General features: G+C 63.4%; 17 protein-coding genes. 3 read left to right on the top strand and 14 right to left on the bottom strand.

From position 1 onward, the window contains the following. Window positions 1–31: 31 nt before the first annotated feature. The 6 genes from ACZ1G8_RS09315 to ACZ1G8_RS09290 are packed head-to-tail and all read right to left on the bottom strand — an operon-like array spanning window position 32 to window position 7,454. Window positions 32–1,186 (bottom strand): hypothetical protein, encoded by a 1,155-nt coding sequence (locus ACZ1G8_RS09315; RefSeq protein ID WP_472679149.1) that lies wholly within the window; start codon window positions 1,184–1,186, stop codon window positions 32–34. Beyond that, window positions 1,183–2,334, bottom strand: a complete 1,152-nt coding sequence (locus ACZ1G8_RS09310) for a hypothetical protein (protein WP_472679148.1) — start codon at window positions 2,332–2,334, stop codon at window positions 1,183–1,185. Before ACZ1G8_RS09310 ends, ACZ1G8_RS09315 begins: the two co-directional genes overlap by 4 nt. Further along, complete coding sequence (locus ACZ1G8_RS09305; RefSeq protein ID WP_472679147.1) at window positions 2,331–3,398, bottom strand: saccharopine dehydrogenase family protein; 1,068 nt, start codon at window positions 3,396–3,398, stop codon at window positions 2,331–2,333. The genes ACZ1G8_RS09310 and ACZ1G8_RS09305 overlap by 4 nt, the downstream gene beginning before the upstream one ends. After that, on the bottom strand, window positions 3,395–4,450 hold the full coding sequence (locus ACZ1G8_RS09300; RefSeq protein ID WP_472679146.1) for a polyprenyl synthetase family protein: 1,056 nt from the start codon (window positions 4,448–4,450) through the stop codon (window positions 3,395–3,397). Before ACZ1G8_RS09300 ends, ACZ1G8_RS09305 begins: the two co-directional genes overlap by 4 nt. Before the next feature lie 3 nt (window positions 4,451–4,453). Further along, the gene (locus ACZ1G8_RS09295; protein ID WP_472679145.1) at window positions 4,454–5,344 is read right to left on the bottom strand and encodes a hypothetical protein; all 891 of its coding nucleotides are present in this window, start codon (window positions 5,342–5,344) and stop codon (window positions 4,454–4,456) included. Further along, on the bottom strand, window positions 5,331–7,454 hold the full coding sequence (locus ACZ1G8_RS09290) for an FAD-dependent oxidoreductase (RefSeq protein WP_472679144.1): 2,124 nt from the start codon (window positions 7,452–7,454) through the stop codon (window positions 5,331–5,333). The genes ACZ1G8_RS09295 and ACZ1G8_RS09290 overlap by 14 nt, the downstream gene beginning before the upstream one ends. A gap of 202 nt (window positions 7,455–7,656) precedes the next feature. Here ACZ1G8_RS09290 and ACZ1G8_RS09285 point away from each other — a divergent pair, with 202 nt between their 5' ends. After that, window positions 7,657–9,459 carry a hypothetical protein gene (locus ACZ1G8_RS09285; protein WP_472679143.1) on the top strand — a complete coding sequence of 601 codons (1,803 nt, stop codon included), beginning with the start codon at window positions 7,657–7,659 and terminating at the stop codon, window positions 9,457–9,459. A gap of 3 nt (window positions 9,460–9,462) precedes the next feature. On the opposite strand, the gene ACZ1G8_RS09280 is transcribed toward ACZ1G8_RS09285, so the two are convergent. After that, the gene (locus tag ACZ1G8_RS09280) at window positions 9,463–9,912 is read right to left on the bottom strand and encodes an ion channel (protein WP_472679142.1); all 450 of its coding nucleotides are present in this window, start codon (window positions 9,910–9,912) and stop codon (window positions 9,463–9,465) included. Window positions 9,913–9,954: 42 nt separating this feature from the next. Further along, a complete protein-coding gene (locus ACZ1G8_RS09275; protein ID WP_472679141.1) occupies window positions 9,955–10,872 on the bottom strand; it encodes an ABC transporter permease in 918 nt (305 codons plus the stop codon). 73 nt (window positions 10,873–10,945) lie between these two features. On the opposite strand from ACZ1G8_RS09275, the gene ACZ1G8_RS09270 reads away from it, so the two are divergent. Both ACZ1G8_RS09270 and ACZ1G8_RS09265 read left to right on the top strand, forming a co-directional pair. After that, window positions 10,946–11,626: a GcrA family cell cycle regulator gene (locus ACZ1G8_RS09270; RefSeq protein WP_472679140.1), complete on the top strand. Its 681-nt coding sequence runs from the start codon at window positions 10,946–10,948 to the stop codon at window positions 11,624–11,626. A gap of 260 nt (window positions 11,627–11,886) precedes the next feature. Next, complete coding sequence (locus tag ACZ1G8_RS09265; RefSeq protein ID WP_472679139.1) at window positions 11,887–13,068, top strand: GGDEF domain-containing protein; 1,182 nt, start codon at window positions 11,887–11,889, stop codon at window positions 13,066–13,068. A 4-nt stretch (window positions 13,069–13,072) separates the two neighbouring features. Here the strand turns inward: ACZ1G8_RS09265 and ACZ1G8_RS09260 are convergent, their stop codons facing one another. The 6 genes from ACZ1G8_RS09260 to ACZ1G8_RS09235 form a co-directional block, all read right to left on the bottom strand. After that, the gene (locus ACZ1G8_RS09260; protein WP_222405273.1) at window positions 13,073–13,753 is read right to left on the bottom strand and encodes a spermidine synthase family protein; all 681 of its coding nucleotides are present in this window, start codon (window positions 13,751–13,753) and stop codon (window positions 13,073–13,075) included. A gap of 61 nt (window positions 13,754–13,814) precedes the next feature. After that, complete coding sequence (locus ACZ1G8_RS09255; RefSeq protein ID WP_472679138.1) at window positions 13,815–14,876, bottom strand: class I SAM-dependent methyltransferase; 1,062 nt, start codon at window positions 14,874–14,876, stop codon at window positions 13,815–13,817. A gap of 189 nt (window positions 14,877–15,065) precedes the next feature. After that, window positions 15,066–17,363, bottom strand: coding sequence for a polyribonucleotide nucleotidyltransferase (gene pnp / locus ACZ1G8_RS09250; RefSeq protein ID WP_472679137.1), 2,298 nt, complete (start codon window positions 17,361–17,363; stop codon window positions 15,066–15,068). Window positions 17,364–17,539: 176 nt separating this feature from the next. Further along, a complete protein-coding gene (rpsO, locus tag ACZ1G8_RS09245; RefSeq protein WP_221431800.1) occupies window positions 17,540–17,809 on the bottom strand; it encodes a 30S ribosomal protein S15 in 270 nt (89 codons plus the stop codon). A gap of 5 nt (window positions 17,810–17,814) precedes the next feature. After that, window positions 17,815–18,816: a tRNA pseudouridine(55) synthase TruB gene (gene truB / locus ACZ1G8_RS09240; protein WP_472679136.1), complete on the bottom strand. Its 1,002-nt coding sequence runs from the start codon at window positions 18,814–18,816 to the stop codon at window positions 17,815–17,817. Further along, window positions 18,813–19,502: a site-2 protease family protein gene (locus ACZ1G8_RS09235; protein WP_472679134.1), complete on the bottom strand. Its 690-nt coding sequence runs from the start codon at window positions 19,500–19,502 to the stop codon at window positions 18,813–18,815. Before ACZ1G8_RS09235 ends, truB begins: the two co-directional genes overlap by 4 nt. Between the last annotated feature and the right edge of the window lie 20 nt (window positions 19,503–19,522).

Raw genomic sequence — 19,522 nt, 5'->3', positions numbered from 1 at the left:
AAATGCGCAGTGCGCGCGATGCGCATAAGGCTCACCCGGCGTGAGCGCCATCCTGGCCGTAGGTATAGAGCGTTCCTTCGGCTGAAATCTCCGCATTGGCGGTGAATGAAATCGCCAGCGCGACATCCAGTTTCACCGAGGGCATCTGCCAGTCGATCAGATCGTCTTTCGGAAGTTCCTTGCCGAGCGGATAACCGATACCGTCGTCGCCCCAGCCCCCGCCATATCCGGGAACGGCGTCCTCCTGTTCGGGCGGGCTTTCGGGGCCTTCGACCGAAAAGAACGAGGTAAAGGTCTCTTTGAGGCTGTCCGACCACATGAGACGGATATCGATATATTCCCCGTCGTAGAATTTCGGGTCTTTCACGTCGGTATAGCGCAGTCTCGATGATACCAGCGCGCGATAGGCCGCCACGTCCCAGTCGAACACATCGCGGAATTGCTTCACCGTATCCTGTATCGCGCCCTGGAATACCGCGAAGGGGCTGACGCCCCCGGTCTGCAGCGTGCCTTCCGCTTCGGGCGGCGGTGCGAAATTCACCGAGCCGGAAAGCGTCCCGATGAAGCGATCGAGATCGGGGCTGGATTCGATGATCTTCTGGCCGTCCTCGGTCTTCGCCTTGTTATCGACCTCGATCGCGAAAGCACCGATCTTGTGACTGGTCGCGCTCGGCTTGAACTTGCGCATGCCTTGCACGCCGACATCCACACGCAGCCCGGGCCCGCCCACCGCTTCCTGGCTGTTGATCACGGCCATCTGGGTCTCGTTTCCGAGCACCTCGCGGCTCGAGAACATGAAGTAGCTGTTGTTATCGAACGAGAAGGGCTGGATCCAGACGACTGCCGTATCGCGATGGACCAGATTGTCCTTCGTGACCGGGTGCCGGTAAGCCGGGAAGGTCCAGGTCAGTTCCTTGTGCTGGATGCGGTTGCGACCTTCTTCGGTCGCCTTCCCGCTATAGAAGCAGGGATGGTCGATGAAACGAAGGATGCCGAAGGTGCGCCCCGGGAAAGCCTCATAGTAGTAGGGCGCCCGGTCTGGGGCTGCCAGGTTGAACTCGCGGTCGAGGTACCCCTGCACGTCCTCGTGCGGGACCTCGATCACGAAGACCCACCCGCGCGCGCCGTCCGATTTCCACGGCGGGAGGAGCTGGTTGAACCAGAAGGAGCTAATAAATTCAGTCATCGCCGCTTCCGTCCCGCGAAAAAGCCGCGCCACGGCCTGAACCACGGGGAGGCAAGGTCTTCGCTGCCCTCAGTGACGTAATGGCCGAAACGATCCTGGATCGGAACGTTGCGGATGATGCGCATCTGGTCGAAATCGATGTCGGCTTCGAATTTGAAGGCAGCCTGCGCATCGACCCTGATCTTCTTTCCCGTGGGCTGTTTCGGCAGGCGGAAGAACAGGTTGAGCAGCTCGTGGAAGCTCCCCTCGTCGTTGAATTCGATCGTGACATCCTTCTCGTCGTAGAACTCGAAATTGCGGATATTCGAATAGTGCGAGCGGCACGAGGTCAGCGCCTGGTAGACCGCGCGGTTCGGATCGGCAGCGTCGCGATATTGCTTGAGGCCGATCGTACGCATCTCGGTCGGGATCATCTCCATCGATGCCTGGTCGACCAAGTTGGAAACGCTCTGCATCTGTCCCATCAACCAGCCCATGTCCCTGCTCGACAGCGCCGTGGCGAGAGATTCCACGCTGGGCGAATGCTTGCGGAAGGTAGGCAGCGTCGGTCCCGTCGTGATGTCGAGGATCGTCAGGTTCTCCTGCATCGTACCGGGCTTGTCGTTCGCCCAGCCGGGCAGGGTCATGTGTGTCCTGAAGCTGCGCGGATAGGTCGACTGGCCGCATTCGATGCCGGCAAGCAGCTTGCCGAGCCCGAGCATCTCACGCCCGCAGACACTCGACATCGGGTTTCCCACGACAATGAAGGGCAGCGCCCATTCCAGCGCGCTTTCGGTCAGCAGGCCGAGGGGGCCGCGACCGTAGCGGACGACGGGAAGCGCGATGAAGACCTCGGTCTGCGAAATGACGCCGCGGTCGCAGTACGGCACCTCGTGCGGCATATCGGTGCCAACGGCCGCGCTGATCATCACCGGGTACTGAAGTACCAGCAGGGTCGCGTAGGGCCAGAAGACGGCGGGCCGGTAGGTATAGCCGCGCTCCTCCGGCGTGCCGATGTTGAGATAAGTGTCGCAGTAGTGCTTGATCAGGCTGACATCCATTTCCCAGATGAACGTGTTAACGTTGACGCCAGGAAAATGGTACGGCGGCGGGACGTCGAGGCTGGCCGCCGACTGGGTGTACGGGATCTGGCCATGTACCCCGTTCATGCCGCATGAACTCCCGTCACCGGCTCGAAGACTCCTGCGCCGCAGGTCTCGATGAAGCGCGATCCGAATATTGCTGCAGGTGTCCTGAATCCCGCCTCTGCCTGCCCCATGGCCACGCCTTCCGCCGCGGCGCTCGCGGTCAGCACGGTGGTGCCGTAGCCGTCGAGCGTCTTGAGCCGCAGGCTGCGGCTGCGACGCCAGGGATCGAGCGCCTCGACCACCATGACGTATTCGCCTTCGCTGCGCGTTTCCTCTCCCGGAGAGCGCGGCCAGCTATCGGCCAGGCGCGCACCGGCCTTGCGCATGGCCCTGGCACCTGCGAGCGAAGCGTAGAGGCCGGACGCGCGATAGGCCGCGCGCTGCCACCAGGGCAGTTCGGAATAGACCGAGATATTGGCGACACCGGTCGTCTTCTCGCCGGTCACGACGTCCGCCCAGCTCATGGCAACCGTATCGCGCAGGCCCTCCCCGAAATCGAACGAGCGCGGCGCAGCGCCCAGCGGGACCGCTTGCAACTGGCCATCCTCGCGCATGATAACACCGCGTTCGAACAGGCGGGCCGCACTCTTCGCACTGCCCCGCGACATGGCGTGGGCGCGGCTAATACCGAGATGAAGCGCCTTCGTATCGGGCCAGAGCTCGACAGCGCGCGCCAGCAGGCAATCGCTCGCGGCAATCGTCAGGCCTACACCGGGGAGGAGCATGACCCCGGCCCTTTCGGCCACTTCGTCCAGCTCCATCAGCGCGGCGAAAACCGGCCATTCGCCGCCGATATCGAGGTAGTGCGTTCGTGCATGGAGACAGGCATGCGCGAGCGGCATGGCTGTATCGGCATAGGGCCCCGCCGCATTGAGCAGCACGTCCGCATCGGCAAGCGCGGCCGTGGCCGCCGCGGTGTCTGCCACTTCGAAGCTCCGCCATGGCACGCCGAGACGGGTGCTGAGTTCCTGCAGCGCCTCGGCATTCCGGCCTGCGATGACGAGGTCGACATGGCCTACCAGCCGCTGCGCGATCTCGCTGCCCGAATAGCCCGTGGCGCCGTAGAGGAGGACCCGGCCGCTCATTTGCGATCGAATATCCAGCGCACGAGGCCGTGCAGGAAGGCGTGGTTATCGTCTTGCGGGCATCCCGCATACGTACGTTCGAATTCCTCCAGCGCGCATCCCGCCATGGCGGCGGCGACCTTGCGCGCGTGTTCGATCGATCCCTTCTCCTCCATCAGGCCCGCCAGCCACAGCACCTCGTCGTCGCTGCGTTCTTCACGGGTGAGCGCGAGGAAATCCTCGATCCGGCTGCGTTCCGCCCTCGTCGCGGCATCGAGCACGTGGATCAGCATGAGCGTGCGCTTCGCCTCGTAGAGGTCGCCGTTCATTTCCTTGCCGTAGCCGGGATCGTCTGAGAGGTTGCGAAGGTCGTCCTCGATCTGGAAAGCGACACCGAGGAAGTGGCCGAATTTCACCACGCGGCCCGGATCGACCTTGCCCCTGCCGCCCACGATCACACCGAGCTGCGCGGGCCAGATCATGCCCATCCACGACGTCTTCTTGAGCGCCATGCCGATGTAGTCGGCTGCGCAGAGGCCGGTAACGTTGTGATCGCGCCAGCCAAGTTCGAGCGCCTGCCCCTCGGCCGTCTGCCGGGCCATCGCAATGGTGACATCGATGACCTGCCGCGCCGCTTCTCCCCCGAGAGGTGCGATCGCATCGAGTAGCGGACGGAATGCAGTGAAGAGCAGCGCGTCTCCGGCGTTGATCGCCAGCGGTATCCCATGGAGCGCGTGCAGCGTCGGCCGTCCGCGCCGCATGTCGCTGCCGTCCTGCACGTCGTCATGGATGAGCAGCGCATTGTGCAACAGTTCGATGGCGGCGGCACATTTTACCGCGCCTTCGAGAGTGCCTCCGAACTGGCAGGCGTTGGCGATGCAGATCGAGGGTCGCAGCATCTTGCCGCCGCGGGCGGGATAATCTTCCAGCAAGGCGTCTAGGAAGGGCGCATCGCTCGGCGGATCGAGGTAGAACTCGAGCTGCTCGCGCGTGGCCTTGGCGTAACGTTCGAGCAGGTGCTTGGGCAGCCCGCCGCGAGCTGGCGCAAAGGTGGTGGCCGCCTCGGCACCCACGCCCTAGCCCTCGACCTCGATCACGAGTGTCCCGAGAGGGATGTCCTGACCTTCTGCAAAGACAAGGCCCGCGTAGATCCCAGGCTTCTGACCTTTCGGTACGTCGATATGGGCAAGCAGTCCCCCGCGCGAGAAATCGACCGAGAACCTCGCGACCGGGATCGCATCGGCGCCGGGATGGCGTGACTGCAGAGGCGCGGCGCTGATCTGGTCCGGGCTCGTCGGGTTGTCCGGACGGGCAAGATGGTGGGTCAGGGACTTCGCCGACGGCCCTGTGAACTCGACGCTGAGAACCATGCCCTCGATCGTGCGGTGGGTAGGCGGTGCAGCACCGAGCCCGCCGGCAGGACCGCCCTGCTTGGCCGGTTCGAGATTCCGGAACGGCGGCAGGCCGGAAGCCACTTCGCCGGGCGGAGGCGGACCGCCCGTGACCTTGCCGATCTGGCCGAGCATCTCTTCGCAAAGGTCGAAAGTGGTGACGCTGATCTGCCGCGCGAGATCGATCACGCGCTTGGCCGCAGTCTCCACATCCTTGGGGACTTCGCGCATATTGTATTCGCCCTGGCGGAAGCGCGCTGCCGCTTCGCGGCCCTGCGCGATCGACTGCGCGAGCACGTCATACCCCGACTTCACCGCATCGGCGATCGCTTCGTCCACGCCGGCCACGGGGATAGCGCTATCGGTTTCATGCTGGGATGCGGGGTGGGAAATCAGGTCTGCCGAATTGCTGGCGGTGACCTCGGCGGCGCGCTTGGCGGCCTCTTCCGCGGCGACCGCTCCCGAACGATCGGGTGCCTTTCGCGCGGGCGCGGGCCTTGTCTTGCGCTTCACTGCGGACTTGGCCTGCTTCTTGGGAGGCGCCTTCTTTGCAGGGGCCTTCTTACGGGTGGTCATAAGCCGTAATCTCCTCCAACCGAGGGGAACCAGACAGCGCGTGCGCCGCTAATCGGCCGGACATTACTGCGCCTTCGACGCAACCCGAGTGGAATCCACTATCGGTCCAGTCCCCTGCGAGAGTCAAATTGTCGTACGTGTCGTCGAGCGGTGAAATCCGGTGCCGCCAGCTGCCCGGCGTATGGATCACATAGCGGTCGGACGGATTGACGTTGGCGCGCCAGTATTGCGTCGAGAAGCGCAGCTCGCCGGTCGCATTCTCGTTCTCCGAACCCTCGGGCGCCTTGAGGATGTCCCAGCGGAACTCGCCATCCGCGCCGAATGCGCCGGGCCAGATATGGCTGATAGGCCCCTTGAGATAGCCTTCGGCGTTCAGCCGCACTTCCTCCGTGCGGAGCGCCTGGTATCCGGTGTCGTCATCAGCCGGAGGCGACGGCGGGTCCTGCAGCGCGGCGCAGAAATAGACCGAAGTCGCGGGAGGCGCCTTCCAGTCCTCTTCGGGAACGACATGCGCCATGTCGCACCATGTGTCGAAGGGCTTGGCGAACGCGCCGGTGATGTAGGTCGGACCCGGCCAGCCAAGCTGGTGCAGGTCTTCGGTGAGCCACAGCTGAAACGCCTGCGAAGCGACGGTGGCGACATTATCGCACATCGCCTGCCAGCGCGGGTCGCGTGCGACGATCTCGCTCGCCACATGGGGCACGGCCGCAACGCCGACGGTGAGCGCAACGAAGTCGAAGTCCTTGCCGACCTCGAGCGTCTTTTCCTCGGCATGGCGGCGGTCCCAGTGCGATTCGAGCTGCCAGCCTTCCTTCTGCATCTTTGCCCCGCCGACCAGCTGGTCGAATTGCGGATCGGAGGGCCAGCAGGGCTTGCCCTGCACATCGACCAGTGGATCGTAGGCTGCGCCGCGTTTCACCTTGGCCTGCACGTCGAAATCGAGCGCGGCGACATGCTTACCGTCCGAGCCCAGCCGCATGTCAGTCAGCCGGTGGAAGAATTCGAACTTCACTCCGCGCCCTTTCAGCGCGGTGTAGAGGGGGGCAAAGACGACATCGCCCATGCCTGCGCGCATGCGCCACATGAAGGCGCCGCGATAGCCGAAGAAGGTGCGCAGCGTTCCGCGCAGTCCCTGCCCCGCCGAGAGCGAGGGCCTGTCCGGGTCGCCGTCGACATAGCCCATCGAGAGATCATAGAGCCCGCGCAAGAAGGGCGACTGGAGCGCGCGCACGGAAGCGCCGCTGATGCGCATCCACTCACGGCATTCATAGTCGTCGATCGCGTCGAGACCGCGCGGATCGCTCATGACATTGTAGCGGGCAAGGCCGGTGATCGTGGCGAGCGTGAGATCGGCCACCTCCCAAAGGAAGCGGTTGGGGTCGTCGGCAATCCAGCGGTCCTCGATCCACTGGCGCAGCTGCGACAGGAGCCCTTCGGCGGATTGCATGATGCCATCCGCGCCCTGCGGACTGACCGAACGCAGAAGCGCGGCGAGGATACCAAGCCCCTCGGCAATCGCGGCGGCGGAGGCGAATGTGCCGAGCTTGATGAGATAGGCGATGCGGGCCGAGACATCGCCTTCCGCAGGCTTGTCGAAGCCAGAGAGGACGGTGTTACCGTCGCGCGAGGTATCGAGGATCAATGCGCGGTAGAGATCGAATGCGCGCGCCATGTAATAGGGCAGCGTGAACGCCTCGTCCGCTGGGCGCGGGTCGCCCGGCAGCCCGTCGCGCGGGGGCATGCGGACGGTCCATTTCTCGAAACCACCACCTTCACGCGGACTGCACAGGGCAATGTCGTTTTCCGGCGTCCAGGCATCGCGCCAGGTCCCGTAGATCTCGCCCATGCCTTTCGCTTCGAGTTCGGCATGGCATTCGCGCATCATGCGGAAGGAATTGTCGTAGAAGCCGAGCCAGATATGGAGCCCGTGCTCCTCGATCCGCCCGCTGGGACCGCGTCCGGACGCGCCCTTGCCGCCAAGTCTCCAGCCTTCCTGGTAGACGGTGACTTCGTAGCGATCCTGAAGCTCTGGCTGGGTGAGTTCCCATGCGAGCGCCATCGCGGCGCACCCGCCGCCAATCACGGCAACGCGGGTCTTGTCGGACGCCACCTAGCGGTTGCTCCCCAGCCGAAGAGGGCAAGCAAAACAGCCAGAATTCATGGAATCATCCATTACCCCTCCTCTGACCCGCGGCAATAAAATACCAAGACGTTAGTTATTGCAAGCTTGGCAACCGCGCTTGAATATGGTGGTCTGGACGTCGAGGGCAGGTCAGGCCAGTGTGCAGACCGTGTGATGGAGGGCATCGGGGTTGAAACAGGACGACCGCTTCGAGCCGCGCCTGACCCTGCGCTTCGGCGTCACCGGCCATCGCCCGCCCCGGCTAGACAGCAGTCATGAAGGCCGCATCAAGGCCGAGGTCAGCGAGCTTTTCGATATCGCCCGCAAGACCCTGTCGGAGCTGAAGGAAACCCATTCCGACGCTTTCAACGACGACGAGCCGCTCCTGAAAATGGTATCCTCGCTCGCCGAGGGTGCAGATACAATCGCCGCAGAAGCCGCGTTGGATGCCGGTGCCAGTCTGTCGACCTGCCTGCCTTTCGCGCCCGAAGTCTACGCCCGCGACTTTGCCGACGAGGATTGGCAGCGAAGCGCCGCACTGATCGATAAGGCAAGCTCCACCATGGTGCTTGAAGGCTATTCGAGCGGTGCGGAGGCCGGATACGAAATGGCCGGCCAGATAGTGCTGAGCCAATGCGATATCCTGATCGCGATCTGGGACGGCGAAGCTGCCCGCGGGCGTGGCGGCACCACGCAGGTCATTGCCGAAGCCGTCGCGCGCCACCAGCCGGTCATCCATATCGATGCGCACGGCAAGGAAGAGCCCCAGCTGCTGTGGAGCGGGCTCCACGCCGCCATTCCCGACAGGCCGACGATCGACGGTGTCGAGCGAGCACGCGCCGTTGACGCCCTGCCCGCTCTGATCGATGCCCTGTGCGCCCCGCCGATCGGCGAACAGCGCGAGGCCCTGCTGCACTTCGTGCATCCAAAGGTAAAACGCCGGAGCCATGCTGTCGCCTGGCCGCTGCTCCTCTGGATCACCGGCGCGAAGCCCCTCTCCCGGCTCAGCCTTTCATCGGTGCTGGCCGAGGACTCTGCCGACCAGGCGAAGGGTCTCGTCCGCCCCTTCACCAATGTCGGACACTACGGCCACTTCCTGAATACAGACCTGCTAGACCGGTATGCGCGCGCCGATGCGCAGGCGAGCCTGTTCGCCCTGCGGTTCCGGTCGAGCTTCGTGGTAAACTTCGCGCTCTCGGGCCTCGCAGTCCTGCTGGCGCTCTCCGGGCTGCTGTTTCCAGAGTACAAGAAGATCCTCATCAGCGCCGAGCTGCTGGTAATCATGATCATCATCATCAACACTCGGCGCGCCACCCGTGTCGATTTCCACCGGCGCTGGATCGATCGAAGACACCTCGCCGAAAGACTAAGGCAGCTGATGATCGTCTCCATGCTGGGCCGGCTGGGCCTGCGTGAGGTCGAAAACGGCACGCGGGAGCCTGGCTGGGCCAGCTGGTATGCCCGCGCCAGTGCACGCGAGCTCGGCCTTGCGGGCGCACGTATGGACGAGGCTTACCTCTCACGCCTGCGTCAGACCATGCTCGACCTGATCGAGGACCAGGCGAACTACCACCGTGCGAACAAGCATTCGATGCACCGGGCGAACCACCGGCTCCACCTGATCGGCGATGCATTCTTCGGCGGCACGATTTTCGCCTGCCTGACCTACCTCCTCGTGTCCTTCACGATCGGCAAGGACGCAGGGCTCATGGGGTTCGGCATGGCCGAGATCGTAACGCTGCTGACTGCGCTGTTCCCCGCGCTCGCTGCTGCTCTATACGGTATAAGGATGCAGGGTGACTTCGCCGCCACCAGCGAGCGCTCGGCGCTGATCGCACGCATGCTTGATGGGCTTAAAGTGGCGCTCGAGGCAGACCCTCTTCGCTATGACCGCCTCGTTGAACGCTCCCGGCGGCTGAGCGAGATCCTGCTGGTCGACGTACAGCAATGGCAGCTGCATTTCGAAACGCGCCCGATGAGCCTGCCGGGCTGAACTCTACTTGCGTCGGCGCGCGAGGAACTGACCCTCGAGGTGCCAGAATTTTTCCATGTAGAGATAGGTCATCGACGCGGTCCAGCCGACCATCACGAGGCCGTTCAGCGCCTCGATCCCGCTAATGATGCGCAGCGATCCGGTGGGATAGAGGTCCCCGATCCCGAGCGTCGTGTAGCTGGTGATCGAGAAATAGAAGGCATCTTCCATCGAATGACCGCGCTGGCCATCGATCGAGCCGAAACCGCCGATTTCCTCGAGCAGGAGAAATGCCCCAGCATAGAGCAGCACGTGAATCGTGTGCGACACCAGCGCCGCGACCAGCATCAGGATGATGCGCATGCGCGGATAAACCCGGACATGCGTCACGCGCTGCGAAGTGAAGCGGAGCACTTCGTAGTGGATCGCAATCGTTGCTGCGACCAGAAGGAGCGAAACGATCAACGTCTGCATGCGGCCCAGCATCGCAACAGGCAGGCCGCAGGGCAAGCCCCGCTAGCTGCGGATCTTCCAGCCCGACGCGAGTATGCGGTAGACGATGAAGCCGAAGATGATGTTGAAGATGCCGAGACCGAGGGCCGCCTGCACCAGCGCAGCATTGCTATCGCCTATGTCGCTCTGGCCGAGGAAACCGAAGCGGAAGCCGCTGATGACGTAGAAGAAGGGGTTGGCGCGGCTGATCGCCTGGAAGGCGGGTGCAAGGTTGTCGATCACGTAGAAAGTGCCCGACAGCAGGCTGAGCGGGGCGATCACGAAATTGGATACCGCCGCATTGTGGTCGAACTTCTCCGCCCAGATCGATGCGAGCAGGCCCATGAGCGCGAGCATGATCGCGCCCATCAGGCCGAACCATGCGACCGCCCAGGGATGAGCCATCGACAGGCTGACGCCCGGGTAGAACAGCATCGCCAGCGCGACGGCTCCGCCCACGGCGATCGCGCGGGTGACCGCTGCGGCCACGATACCCGTCATCAGCTCGCCGGTCGAAAGCGGCGGCATGAGCAGGTCGATGATCGTACCCTGGATCTTGCCCGAGAGCAGCGAGAAGCTCGAATTGGCGAAGGCATTCTGCATCATGCCCATCACGATCAGTCCCGGCGCAACGAAGCTGGCGAAGTTCACGCCGAGCACCTCGCGTCCTTCGCGCCCCAGCGCGACCGTGAAGATCACCAGAAACAGCAAGGTTGTGACCGCCGGAGCCCAGATCGTCTGCGTCTGGACCTTGAGAAAACGGCGAACCTCCTTAATATAGAGGCTCCATAGTCCCACGCGGTTGATACCGGTGATCACCGGCTCTCCGCGTTTCGGGAAACTGCCCCTCCCCTTGCCCGTATTCTCGGTGAAAGAGGCATCTTCGCTGCCCTGTTTCTCGACAGGACCGGCGGCAGGAGAGGGTTGGACTTGATCGGCCATGGGCGTGCGCCTAGGGCCAAGCACTTCCGCTGGCAAGCATGGCCGGTGGAGACACGAAGGATACGGATTGCGCATGAGCTGGACCGACGAACGGATAGCGACGCTGAAAAAAATGTGGGAAGGCGGCTCGACCGCCAGCCAGATCGCCGAAGAACTGGGCGGCGTCAGCCGCAATGCCGTTATCGGCAAGGCCCACCGGCTCGGTCTCAAATCGCGCCCCTCGCCCGTAAAGGCTGCCGAGAAGAAGAAGGCTGCCCCAAAGGCGAAACCGGCACCCAAAGCCGCTGCAAAGAAGGCCGCGCCGCGCCCCGCTCCCAAGCCGGCGCCCGCACCGGCTGCCGCTGCGCCGAAGCCCGCCGCCAAGGCGGGTGGTGGCACCACGCCGTCGCAGCCACTGCCCAACAAGACGCCCGACCTGCCCAAGATCGTCTCGGTCGGACCGGGTGGCTTCCTGCGCCAGGGCCCCGGTGACCAGCAGGCACCGATCCCGCCCGCGCCGCCGCGCCGCCTCGTGCCGGCAAAGCCCAGCCCCGAGATCGCCGACAAGACCAGCCTGCTCGATCTTTCGGACAAGGTCTGCCGCTGGCCGATGGGCCATCCGGGCGAACCCGATTTCCATTTCTGCGGCGAAGCCGTGAACCCCGGCTTCCCCTATTGCGTCGAGCATTGCGGCAGGGCCTACCAGGCGCAGCTGCCCCGCGGTGCGCGCCGTCCCCCTCCGCCGCTGCCCTTCGGCGGTCCGCGCGTGCGCTGATCCGGCCACAGGCAAACAGACAAAAGAGGCCCTCGGGAATGCCCCGGGGGCCTTTGTTTTTGCGATTCGTTCCAGCGCGTTTACTTCTTGCCGGCCAAGTATTAACTCGCGTAACCACCTGAAATAGATCGATATTGGATTAAAAGTTTTACTGTTGGTTACCATTTCGGTTGACCAAGCTGTCACGTCTTGAAGCGATAAGGGAGGCTGCTGTTTTGCCCTTAAAGCGAGCAGCAGGATTGAGAGGACAAGAGACTGTCATGGATTTGGAAAGCGTCACCTTCGGCGCATTCTTGGGGATTGCAGGGGTCTTCGGTCTCACGGCCGCAGCAATCTACCCGCTCGTCCGGCGGAGCTACCTGCTCTGGGGCGTGGCGCGTGCAATCTTCTTCTCCTGCATGGTGATCGCGCTCTTCCCAATCGAACTCTCCAATGGCGAACCTGTCCCCGGCACCGACCTGTGGCTGGCGGAAGCTGCTCTTGCACTCGGTGCAGCAATGACCGGCCCCTTCCTTGCCAATTACGTCGAACCGCACGTCAAGCTCGGGCCGGCACGGCGCCTGCTCTACTGGATGCTTCCCCTCGGCCTGTTCGCTGCCGTGGCTAGTGCCATCGGCCAAAAAATTCCGCTGTACAACCAACTGCATGACCTCGCCCTTCTCGCCTGCACCGTCTTGCTCGCCAGTGGGCTTTATGCCGCAATCAAGGCAGGAAGCAGGGCGGCGCGTTTTCAGCTGATCGGCTGGGGTCCACTGATCCTGATCGGGCTTGTGGCATTCAGCTACGAACTGGTGACACAGGCCGACCTGCCATACTGGCCCTACCTCCTGCTGGCGGGCCTGGTGATCGACTTCGTGGTCTCGGCAACGGGCATCGTGGACGGTTTCGTCATCATCCAGAAGGAGCGTGATCGTGCCATGGCGGACATGAAGGCTGCTGAGCTCATGACCGTGACCGATCCGCTGACCGAAATCGCCAATCGCCGCGGGCTCGACCAGCATTTCGAGCATGCGGACCGATCCAACCTCTCGGGCCTAGCGTTGATCGATTGCGACCACTTCAAGCGGATCAACGACCAGTTCGGTCACGAGACCGGCGACAGGGTTCTCGTCGGGATCGCGCAGGGGCTGAAGATCGACAGCACCTTCGTCGCCCGCCTCGGCGGGGAAGAGTTCGTCGTCCTGATCTACGGGGACGATTGGCAGCAACGCGCAGAACAGGCGCGTCGCTGCATCACGCTGGCGGTACGAGCCTATGTGCCGGACCTGCCCTACCCGGTCACGGCAAGCGCGGGCCTCACGTCCATCAGCGAGAGCGACACGCTGACCTGCGCGATGAAGCGCGCCGACAAAGCCCTCTATGCGGCCAAGGAAAGCGGCCGGAACCGCAGCCTGTCGCTCACCGAGTTCCGCCCTCCCTCAGAGATCGGCGAAGTCGCCTGACGCCTCAGGGCTTGCGCGCGAACCAGATCGTGTGACGCGGCCCCTTGTTGTTGGGGCGGGCGCGCACAGTGCGCTCCTCGACATCGAAACCCGCTTCCTTCAGGCGGATGCGGAAACGATGGTCGGGCGCTGCCGACCACACGGCCAGCACTCCGCCCGGCTTGAGCGCATCGCGTGCCTTGCCGAGCCCGGTGCGCGAATAGAGCCGCTCGTTGCCGTCGCGCACGATACCGTCGGGCCCATTGTCGACATCGAGCAGGATCGCATCCCACTTGTCGCAGGTCCCGTCATTGGCATCATCGATCAACGCCGCGACATCGCACAGCACCACGTCACCGCGAGGATCGTCGAGCGTGTCTCCGGTGAGGTGCTGCAATGGCCCCTGCGCCCATTCGAGGATCTCGGGCACGACCTCCGCCACCACGATCTCAGCCTTCACGCCGCCCTTCTCCAGCGCCTTTCGGAAGGTGAAGCCCATTCCGTAGCCGCCGATCAGAACACGCGGCGCCGAGGTGCGCAGCTCGGCCAGCGTCAGCTCGGCAAGCTGTTCCTCGCTGAACTGCATGCGCGTACCCATCAGCTCGTTGCGGCCGAGCATGATGATGAAATCGCGGCCATGGCTGACCAGCGTCAGCGTATCGCCTCCGGGGATTTCGGCAGTGGCAAGTTCTTCGCGCGGGAGCATCGGCAATCCTGTTTCAACCGGTTCGCATGCCCCGTTAGCGGTCCTTCGCCGCTCCCGATAGTCAGCCCGTGACTTCGAGCACCATGTTTGTCGGCGTTTCGGCCGAACGGCGGACATTCCCGAAGCCGGCTTCCTCGAGCACTTCGGTCAGCCGCTTCTGTCCCGCCTGAGCGCCCAGCCCTAGCCCGACCGGCTGCGACAGCGAGGCCGGCGTGCAGACCGTGGTCGAGAACGCATAGAAGATCTGGCCGAGCGGATGCATGTTGTCCGCCATCGTATCGCCAGCCATGGGCTCGACCAGCATGAGCGTGCCATCGTCCTTCAGTGCCTCTCGGATATGCTTCGCCGCACCGACCGGATCGCCCATGTCGTGCAGGGCATCGAAGATGCAGGCGAAGTCGTAGCCCTCGCCATCGAAATCCTGCGCAGTGGCGACATGGAATTCGACATTGGTGACACCCGCTTCCGCGGCCTTCTTGCGTGCTTCCTCGATCGAGGGTTCGTGGAAATCGATGCCGTGGATCGTCGATGACGGATAAGCTTTCGCCATCAGCACGGTCGAGGAGCCGTGACCGCAGCCGATATCGGCTACCTTGGCGCCCTTGTTGAGCTTCGCCTCTACCCCGTCGAGCGAGGGTATCCAGTTATCGACCAGGTTCGCCTGATAACCGGGACGGAAGAAGCGATCGGTGCCGCAGAACAGGCACTGCGAATGCTCGCCCCATGGCCGCCCCTTGCCCGACTTGAAGGTATCGACCGACTTTTCGTGTTCTTCATATTGCGAGACGACCGCCTGGATGAAGCCCTGCATGCAGGCCGGCTGGCCCTCGCGCGCCATGATCAGCGCCTGTTCTGGCGAGAGGGAAAAAGTTTCGTCTTCGGGATGGTAGGTGACATAGCCCGCGGCACTGACCGATCCGAGCCACTGGTGGAGGTATTTCTCGTTGAAGCCGGTCTTTGCGGCGATTTGCGCCAGCGTCAGCCGTCCTTCGCCGTCGAGGGCGTCGAACACGCCCGCCTGGTCGCCGATATACGCCATGAAGAGGCTCAGCGCGCCCGCAACGTCGCCGATCACCTTGCCGGCGAGCTCCTCCACTTTCGTTATGTCGATCTCTTCGCTCATTTCGCTCTCCTGTCTTGAGGACAAGCGACCCGATGCGATCCGAATGAATGTTCCTGCGACTCGCTCTTGGGCAGTGCAACTTCAGGAAGTGTGTCGCGTCATAGCACAGCGAGCGTGCGAATGGGGCGTACACGAAAAAGGGGCCGCAGGTTTCCCCGCGGCCCCTCTTCGATTTGCGTCCGGAAAGACTTAGTCCTTCAGGAAGTCCGGCACGTGGGCTTCACCGCCCCCGTCCTTGTTCCCGCCACGGTCGCCGCCGCGGTCACGACCGCCGCCGCGAGGACCACGGCCACCGCCGCGACGATCGCCGCCACGGCCACCACGATCACCGCCGCCACGCGGGCCACGGTCACCGCGCGGTTCGCGCGGCGGACGGGTGTCTTCCAGCTCTTCGCCGGTTTCCTGGTCGACCACGCGCATCGACAGGCGGACCTTGCCGCGCTGGTCGATCTCGAGGACCTTGACCTTAACTTCCTGGCCTTCCGACACGACGTCGGTCGGCTTCTCGACGCGCTCGTTCTTCATTTCGCTGACATGGACGAGACCGTCCTTGCCGCCCATGAAGTTCACGAATGCACCGAAGTCGACGATGTTGACGACCTTGCCGTTGTAGATCTTGCCGACTTCCGCCTCTTCGACGATGCCTTCGATCCACTTGCGGGCTGCCTCGATCTCGTCGGCATTGCTCGACGAGATCTTGATCACGCCTTCGTCGTCGATGTCGACCTTGGCACCGGTTTCGGCGACGATCTCGCGGATCACCTTGCCGCCCGTACCGATGACGTCGCGGATCTTCGACTTGTCGATCTGCATGGTCTCGATGCGCGGAGCATGCTTCGAAACGCCCGTACGCGAGGTCGACAGCGCCTTCGCCATCTCGCCGAGGATGTGCTGGCGACCGGCTTTCGCCTGTTCCAGCGCCTTGGCCATGATTTCCTGCGTGATGCCGGCAACCTTGATGTCCATCTGCATGGTGGTGATACCAGCTTCCGAACCGGCAACCTTGAAGTCCATGTCGCCGAGGTGATCTTCGTCACCCAGGATGTCCGACAGGACTGCGAATTCGTCGCCTTCGAGGATCAGGCCCATGGCGATGCCGGAGACCGGACGTTCGATCGGAACGCCTGCGTCCATCATCGACAGACAGCCACCGCAAACGGTCGCCATCGAGCTCGAGCCGTTCGACTCGGTGATGTCCGACAGGACGCGGATCGTATAGGGGAAGTCCTCGTGGTCGGGCAGGACGGGGTGCAGAGCGCGCCATGCGAGCTTGCCGTGACCCGTTTCGCGGCGACCGGTGAAACCGAAGCGGCCGACTTCACCGACCGAGTACGGCGGGAAGTTATAGTGCAGCATGAAGTGGTTGTAGGAGAGACCCTCCAGACCATCGATCATCTGCTCGGCATCCTTGGTGCCCAGCGTGGTGGTGCAGATCGCCTGCGTTTCACCGCGGGTGAACAGCGCCGAACCGTGCGTACGCGGAAGCAGGCCGACCATCGCTTCGATCGGGCGAACCTGGTCGAGCTTGCGGCCGTCGATGCGGGTGCCGTCCTTGATGATGGCGCCGCGGACGATTTCCGCTTCGAGCTTCTTCACCGCCTTGTTGGCGACGAGCTGCGTCTGTGCTTCTTCGTCTGCGAAAGCTTCCTTGGCCTTGGCACGTGCTTCGTTGAGCGCGTCCGAGCGGGCCGACTTGTCGGTCAGCTTGTAAGCGGCAGCGATATCGTCGCCGATGAGGCCGCGCAGCTTTTCCTTGATCGCCGAAGTGTCGTCCGAGGTGTCGATTTCCCACGGATCCTTGGCGGCCTGTTCGGCGAGGTCGATGATCGCACCGATGACCTTGCGGCTTTCGTCATGCGCGAACATGACGGCGCCGAGCATTTCTTCCTCGGTCAGTTCCTTGGCTTCGGATTCGACCATCATCACCGCGTCCTGCGTGGCGGCGACGACGAGGTCGAGGCGACCTTCTTCGTCGAGCGCGTTCGCGAGGCTCGGGTTGAGTTCGTATTCGCCATTGCGGAAGCCGACGCGTGCAGCGCCGATCGGGCCCATGAAGGGCACGCCCGAAATGGTGAGTGCTGCCGAAGCGGCGATCATTGCAACGATATCGGGTTCGGTCTCGCCGTCAAACGAGAGAACCTGGCAGATGACGTTGATTTCGTTGTAGAAGCCTTCGGGGAAGAGCGGGCGCACGGGGCGGTCGATCAGGCGCGAAGTCAGCGTTTCCTTCTCCGTGGCGCGACCTTCGCGCTTGAAGAAGCCACCCGGGATACGGCCCGCGGCGGAGAATTTTTCCTGGTAGTGAACGGTCAGCGGGAAGAAGTCCTGTCCTTCCTTGACGCTCTTGGCGGCCGTCACGGCGCAGAGCACCACGGTTTCGCCATAAGTGGCCAGAACGGCGCCGTCTGCCTGACGGGCGATCTGACCGGTTTCGAGGGTGAGGGTCTTTCCGCCCCACTCAATCGATACGGTTTTCTTGTCGAACATGTATTTTCCTTATGAACCCGCACGGCCTCATTGCGGTGCGGGGCCTACAGTGCCGGGTGTACCGTCCCGGTCCGGTTCGGGGCATTCCATCTGCCCCATTGATACTCCCGCACCGAATTGCGCAGGAGGCCAAATAGCAAGAGGGGCGACCTCTTGGCCGCCCCTCCGAGAAACTCTTACTTACGAAGACCCAGCTTCGCGATCAGGGCGTTGTAGCGCTCCACATCTTTCTTCTTGAGATAGGCGAGGAGGTTACGGCGCTTGTTGACCATCATGAGGAGACCACGACGCGAGTGGTTGTCCTTGTGGTTCGCCTTGAAGTGATCGGTGAGGTTGCGAATACGCTCGGTGAGGATCGCGACCTGGACTTCCGGCGAACCGGTGTCGCCCTTGCCCTGTGCGTGATCCTTCATGATTTCAGCTTTACGCTCGGTGGTAACCGACATTCATTCTACTCCGCGACATCCGGTAGGTTGAAACCCCTGACGACCTTGGCCGTCCCACCTTCGAGTTCCATGAGCGCAACCGGGGTTTCGCCCAGTTTCGCCAAGTGGAGCCCATCGGTTTGGGGCAGGTCCGACAATACCCGGCCCTGGCGGACCGCCTGCGCGCTGTCGGGTTCGAGGTGAAGGACCGGGATGTCGTCCAGTCCCGCCTCTAGCGGCAGGAGAAGGTTTTCGATGGCCGCGCCCTTAGCGATTTCCTCGAGCTTGTCCAGCGAAATCGCTTGGTTTTCGAGGAATGGACCGGCCTTCACGCGCCTTAAATAGGTAACATGTCCCAGAGTCCCAAGGGCGCGTGCGATATCCCGTGCAAGCGAGCGGATGTACGTACCCTTCGAGACATGCGCGACGAGCGTGACGGACTCCGCCAGTTCGAGCGGCGCCTGGGGGTCGTAGGGGTCCGGCCTGCCCGCTGTCGTGGCGAAGGAAGACCGCAGCTCCGCGTCTTCGCGCTCGCCAGCAAAGCCCAGCTCGTGGATGGTGACTGCACGGGTCTTCATCTCGACCTCTTCGCCCGCCCTAGCGCGGTCGTAGGCACGCTTGCCGTCGACCTTGATCGCCGAATAGGCAGGCGGCGCCTGCTCGATGGGACCGGTGAAGTGTTCAAGCATGGCGGCTATCGCGGCCATGGGCGGACGTCTGTCGGTCCGTTCGATGACCTCGCCTTCGGTATCGAGCGTGTCGGTCTCCTCGCCGAACTGGATCGTGAACTCGTAGATCTTGTCGGAATCGAGCATTCGGCCGGCCAGCTTCGTCGCCTCGCCCAGCGCGATGGGAAGCACACCTTCGGCCAGCGGATCGAGCGTGCCGCCATGGCCGACCTTGGTTTTCCTGTAGCCGCCCTGCCGCAGCACGCGCTTGACCATGCCGACCGCCTGCGTCGAGCCGAGCCCGCGCGGCTTGTCGAGCAGCAGCCAGCCGTGCGGTGCGGGTTTGGTGCGTTCGGTCATGCGATCATGCCTGCGATACCGTCAGCCACCGAGTAGAACACACCAGTCAGCCACTCGACGGGCGGATAGACCGTGTTCTCGATCCAACGCGCATCGGGAAAGGCCCAGGTCGCAGCGATCAGCACGACCAGCAGCAGCATGCCCATCGCCTGCAGCCTCTGCCAATGGCGCGCCCACCGACGCGGCATCAGCCCGCCGACGATGTGCGAACCGTCGAAGGGCGGGATCGGCAGCAGGTTGAACAGCGCGAGAAAGGCATTGATCAGGATGAATGCGCCGAATGCGGTCATCAGCCCTTCGGGAAGCGCCACGCCCCAGTTCGTCGCGAAACCGGCGATGATGCCGAAGACGACCGCTCCCAGCAGCGAAAGCAGGATATTCGTGCCCGGCCCTGCCGCGGCCACCGCCATCATGCCGTAGCGCGGATTGTCGAGCCGCCTTGCATTCACCGGCACGGGCTTGGCCCAGCCGAAGATGGGTCCGCCGAACAGCGCCAGCGCGCCCGGCACCAGAAGCGTGCCGATCGGATCGACATGCTTGATCGGGTTGAGCGTCAGCCGCCCCATGTCGCGCGCGGTCGTGTCGCCGAGCGCGAGGGCGGTCCAGCCGTGCGCGACCTCGTGGAAAACGATGGCCACGATCAGGCAGGGTATGAGGATCAGCGCGAGAGAGAGCGTGTCGATCATGCGGCACTATCTAGGTACGC

Source organism: Qipengyuania sp. BR81-2, from assembly GCF_055693895.1.
The sequence above is the reverse complement of the archived record's forward strand: the minus strand, read 5'-3'. Positions and strand labels throughout refer to the sequence as shown.

Excerpts from the sequence above, each read along its gene's own strand:
- ACZ1G8_RS09315 (WP_472679149.1), bottom strand. The coding sequence starts at position 1,186 with ATGACTGAATTTATTAGCTCCTTCTGGTTCAACCAGCTCCTCCCGCCG.
- ACZ1G8_RS09310 (WP_472679148.1), bottom strand. The coding sequence starts at position 2,334 with ATGAACGGGGTACATGGCCAGATCCCGTACACCCAGTCGGCGGCCAGC.
- ACZ1G8_RS09305 (WP_472679147.1), bottom strand. The coding sequence starts at position 3,398 with ATGAGCGGCCGGGTCCTCCTCTACGGCGCCACGGGCTATTCGGGCAGC.
- ACZ1G8_RS09295 (WP_472679145.1), bottom strand. The coding sequence starts at position 5,344 with ATGACCACCCGTAAGAAGGCCCCTGCAAAGAAGGCGCCTCCCAAGAAG.
- ACZ1G8_RS09280 (WP_472679142.1), bottom strand. The coding sequence starts at position 9,912 with ATGCAGACGTTGATCGTTTCGCTCCTTCTGGTCGCAGCAACGATTGCG.
- ACZ1G8_RS09275 (WP_472679141.1), bottom strand. The coding sequence starts at position 10,872 with ATGGCCGATCAAGTCCAACCCTCTCCTGCCGCCGGTCCTGTCGAGAAA.
- ACZ1G8_RS09270 (WP_472679140.1), top strand. The coding sequence starts at position 10,946 with ATGAGCTGGACCGACGAACGGATAGCGACGCTGAAAAAAATGTGGGAA.
- ACZ1G8_RS09265 (WP_472679139.1), top strand. The coding sequence starts at position 11,887 with ATGGATTTGGAAAGCGTCACCTTCGGCGCATTCTTGGGGATTGCAGGG.
- ACZ1G8_RS09260 (WP_222405273.1), bottom strand. The coding sequence starts at position 13,753 with ATGCTCCCGCGCGAAGAACTTGCCACTGCCGAAATCCCCGGAGGCGAT.
- ACZ1G8_RS09255 (WP_472679138.1), bottom strand. The coding sequence starts at position 14,876 with ATGAGCGAAGAGATCGACATAACGAAAGTGGAGGAGCTCGCCGGCAAG.
- pnp (WP_472679137.1), bottom strand. The coding sequence starts at position 17,363 with ATGTTCGACAAGAAAACCGTATCGATTGAGTGGGGCGGAAAGACCCTC.
- rpsO (WP_221431800.1), bottom strand. The coding sequence starts at position 17,809 with ATGTCGGTTACCACCGAGCGTAAAGCTGAAATCATGAAGGATCACGCA.
- truB (WP_472679136.1), bottom strand. The coding sequence starts at position 18,816 with ATGACCGAACGCACCAAACCCGCACCGCACGGCTGGCTGCTGCTCGAC.
- ACZ1G8_RS09235 (WP_472679134.1), bottom strand. The coding sequence starts at position 19,502 with ATGATCGACACGCTCTCTCTCGCGCTGATCCTCATACCCTGCCTGATC.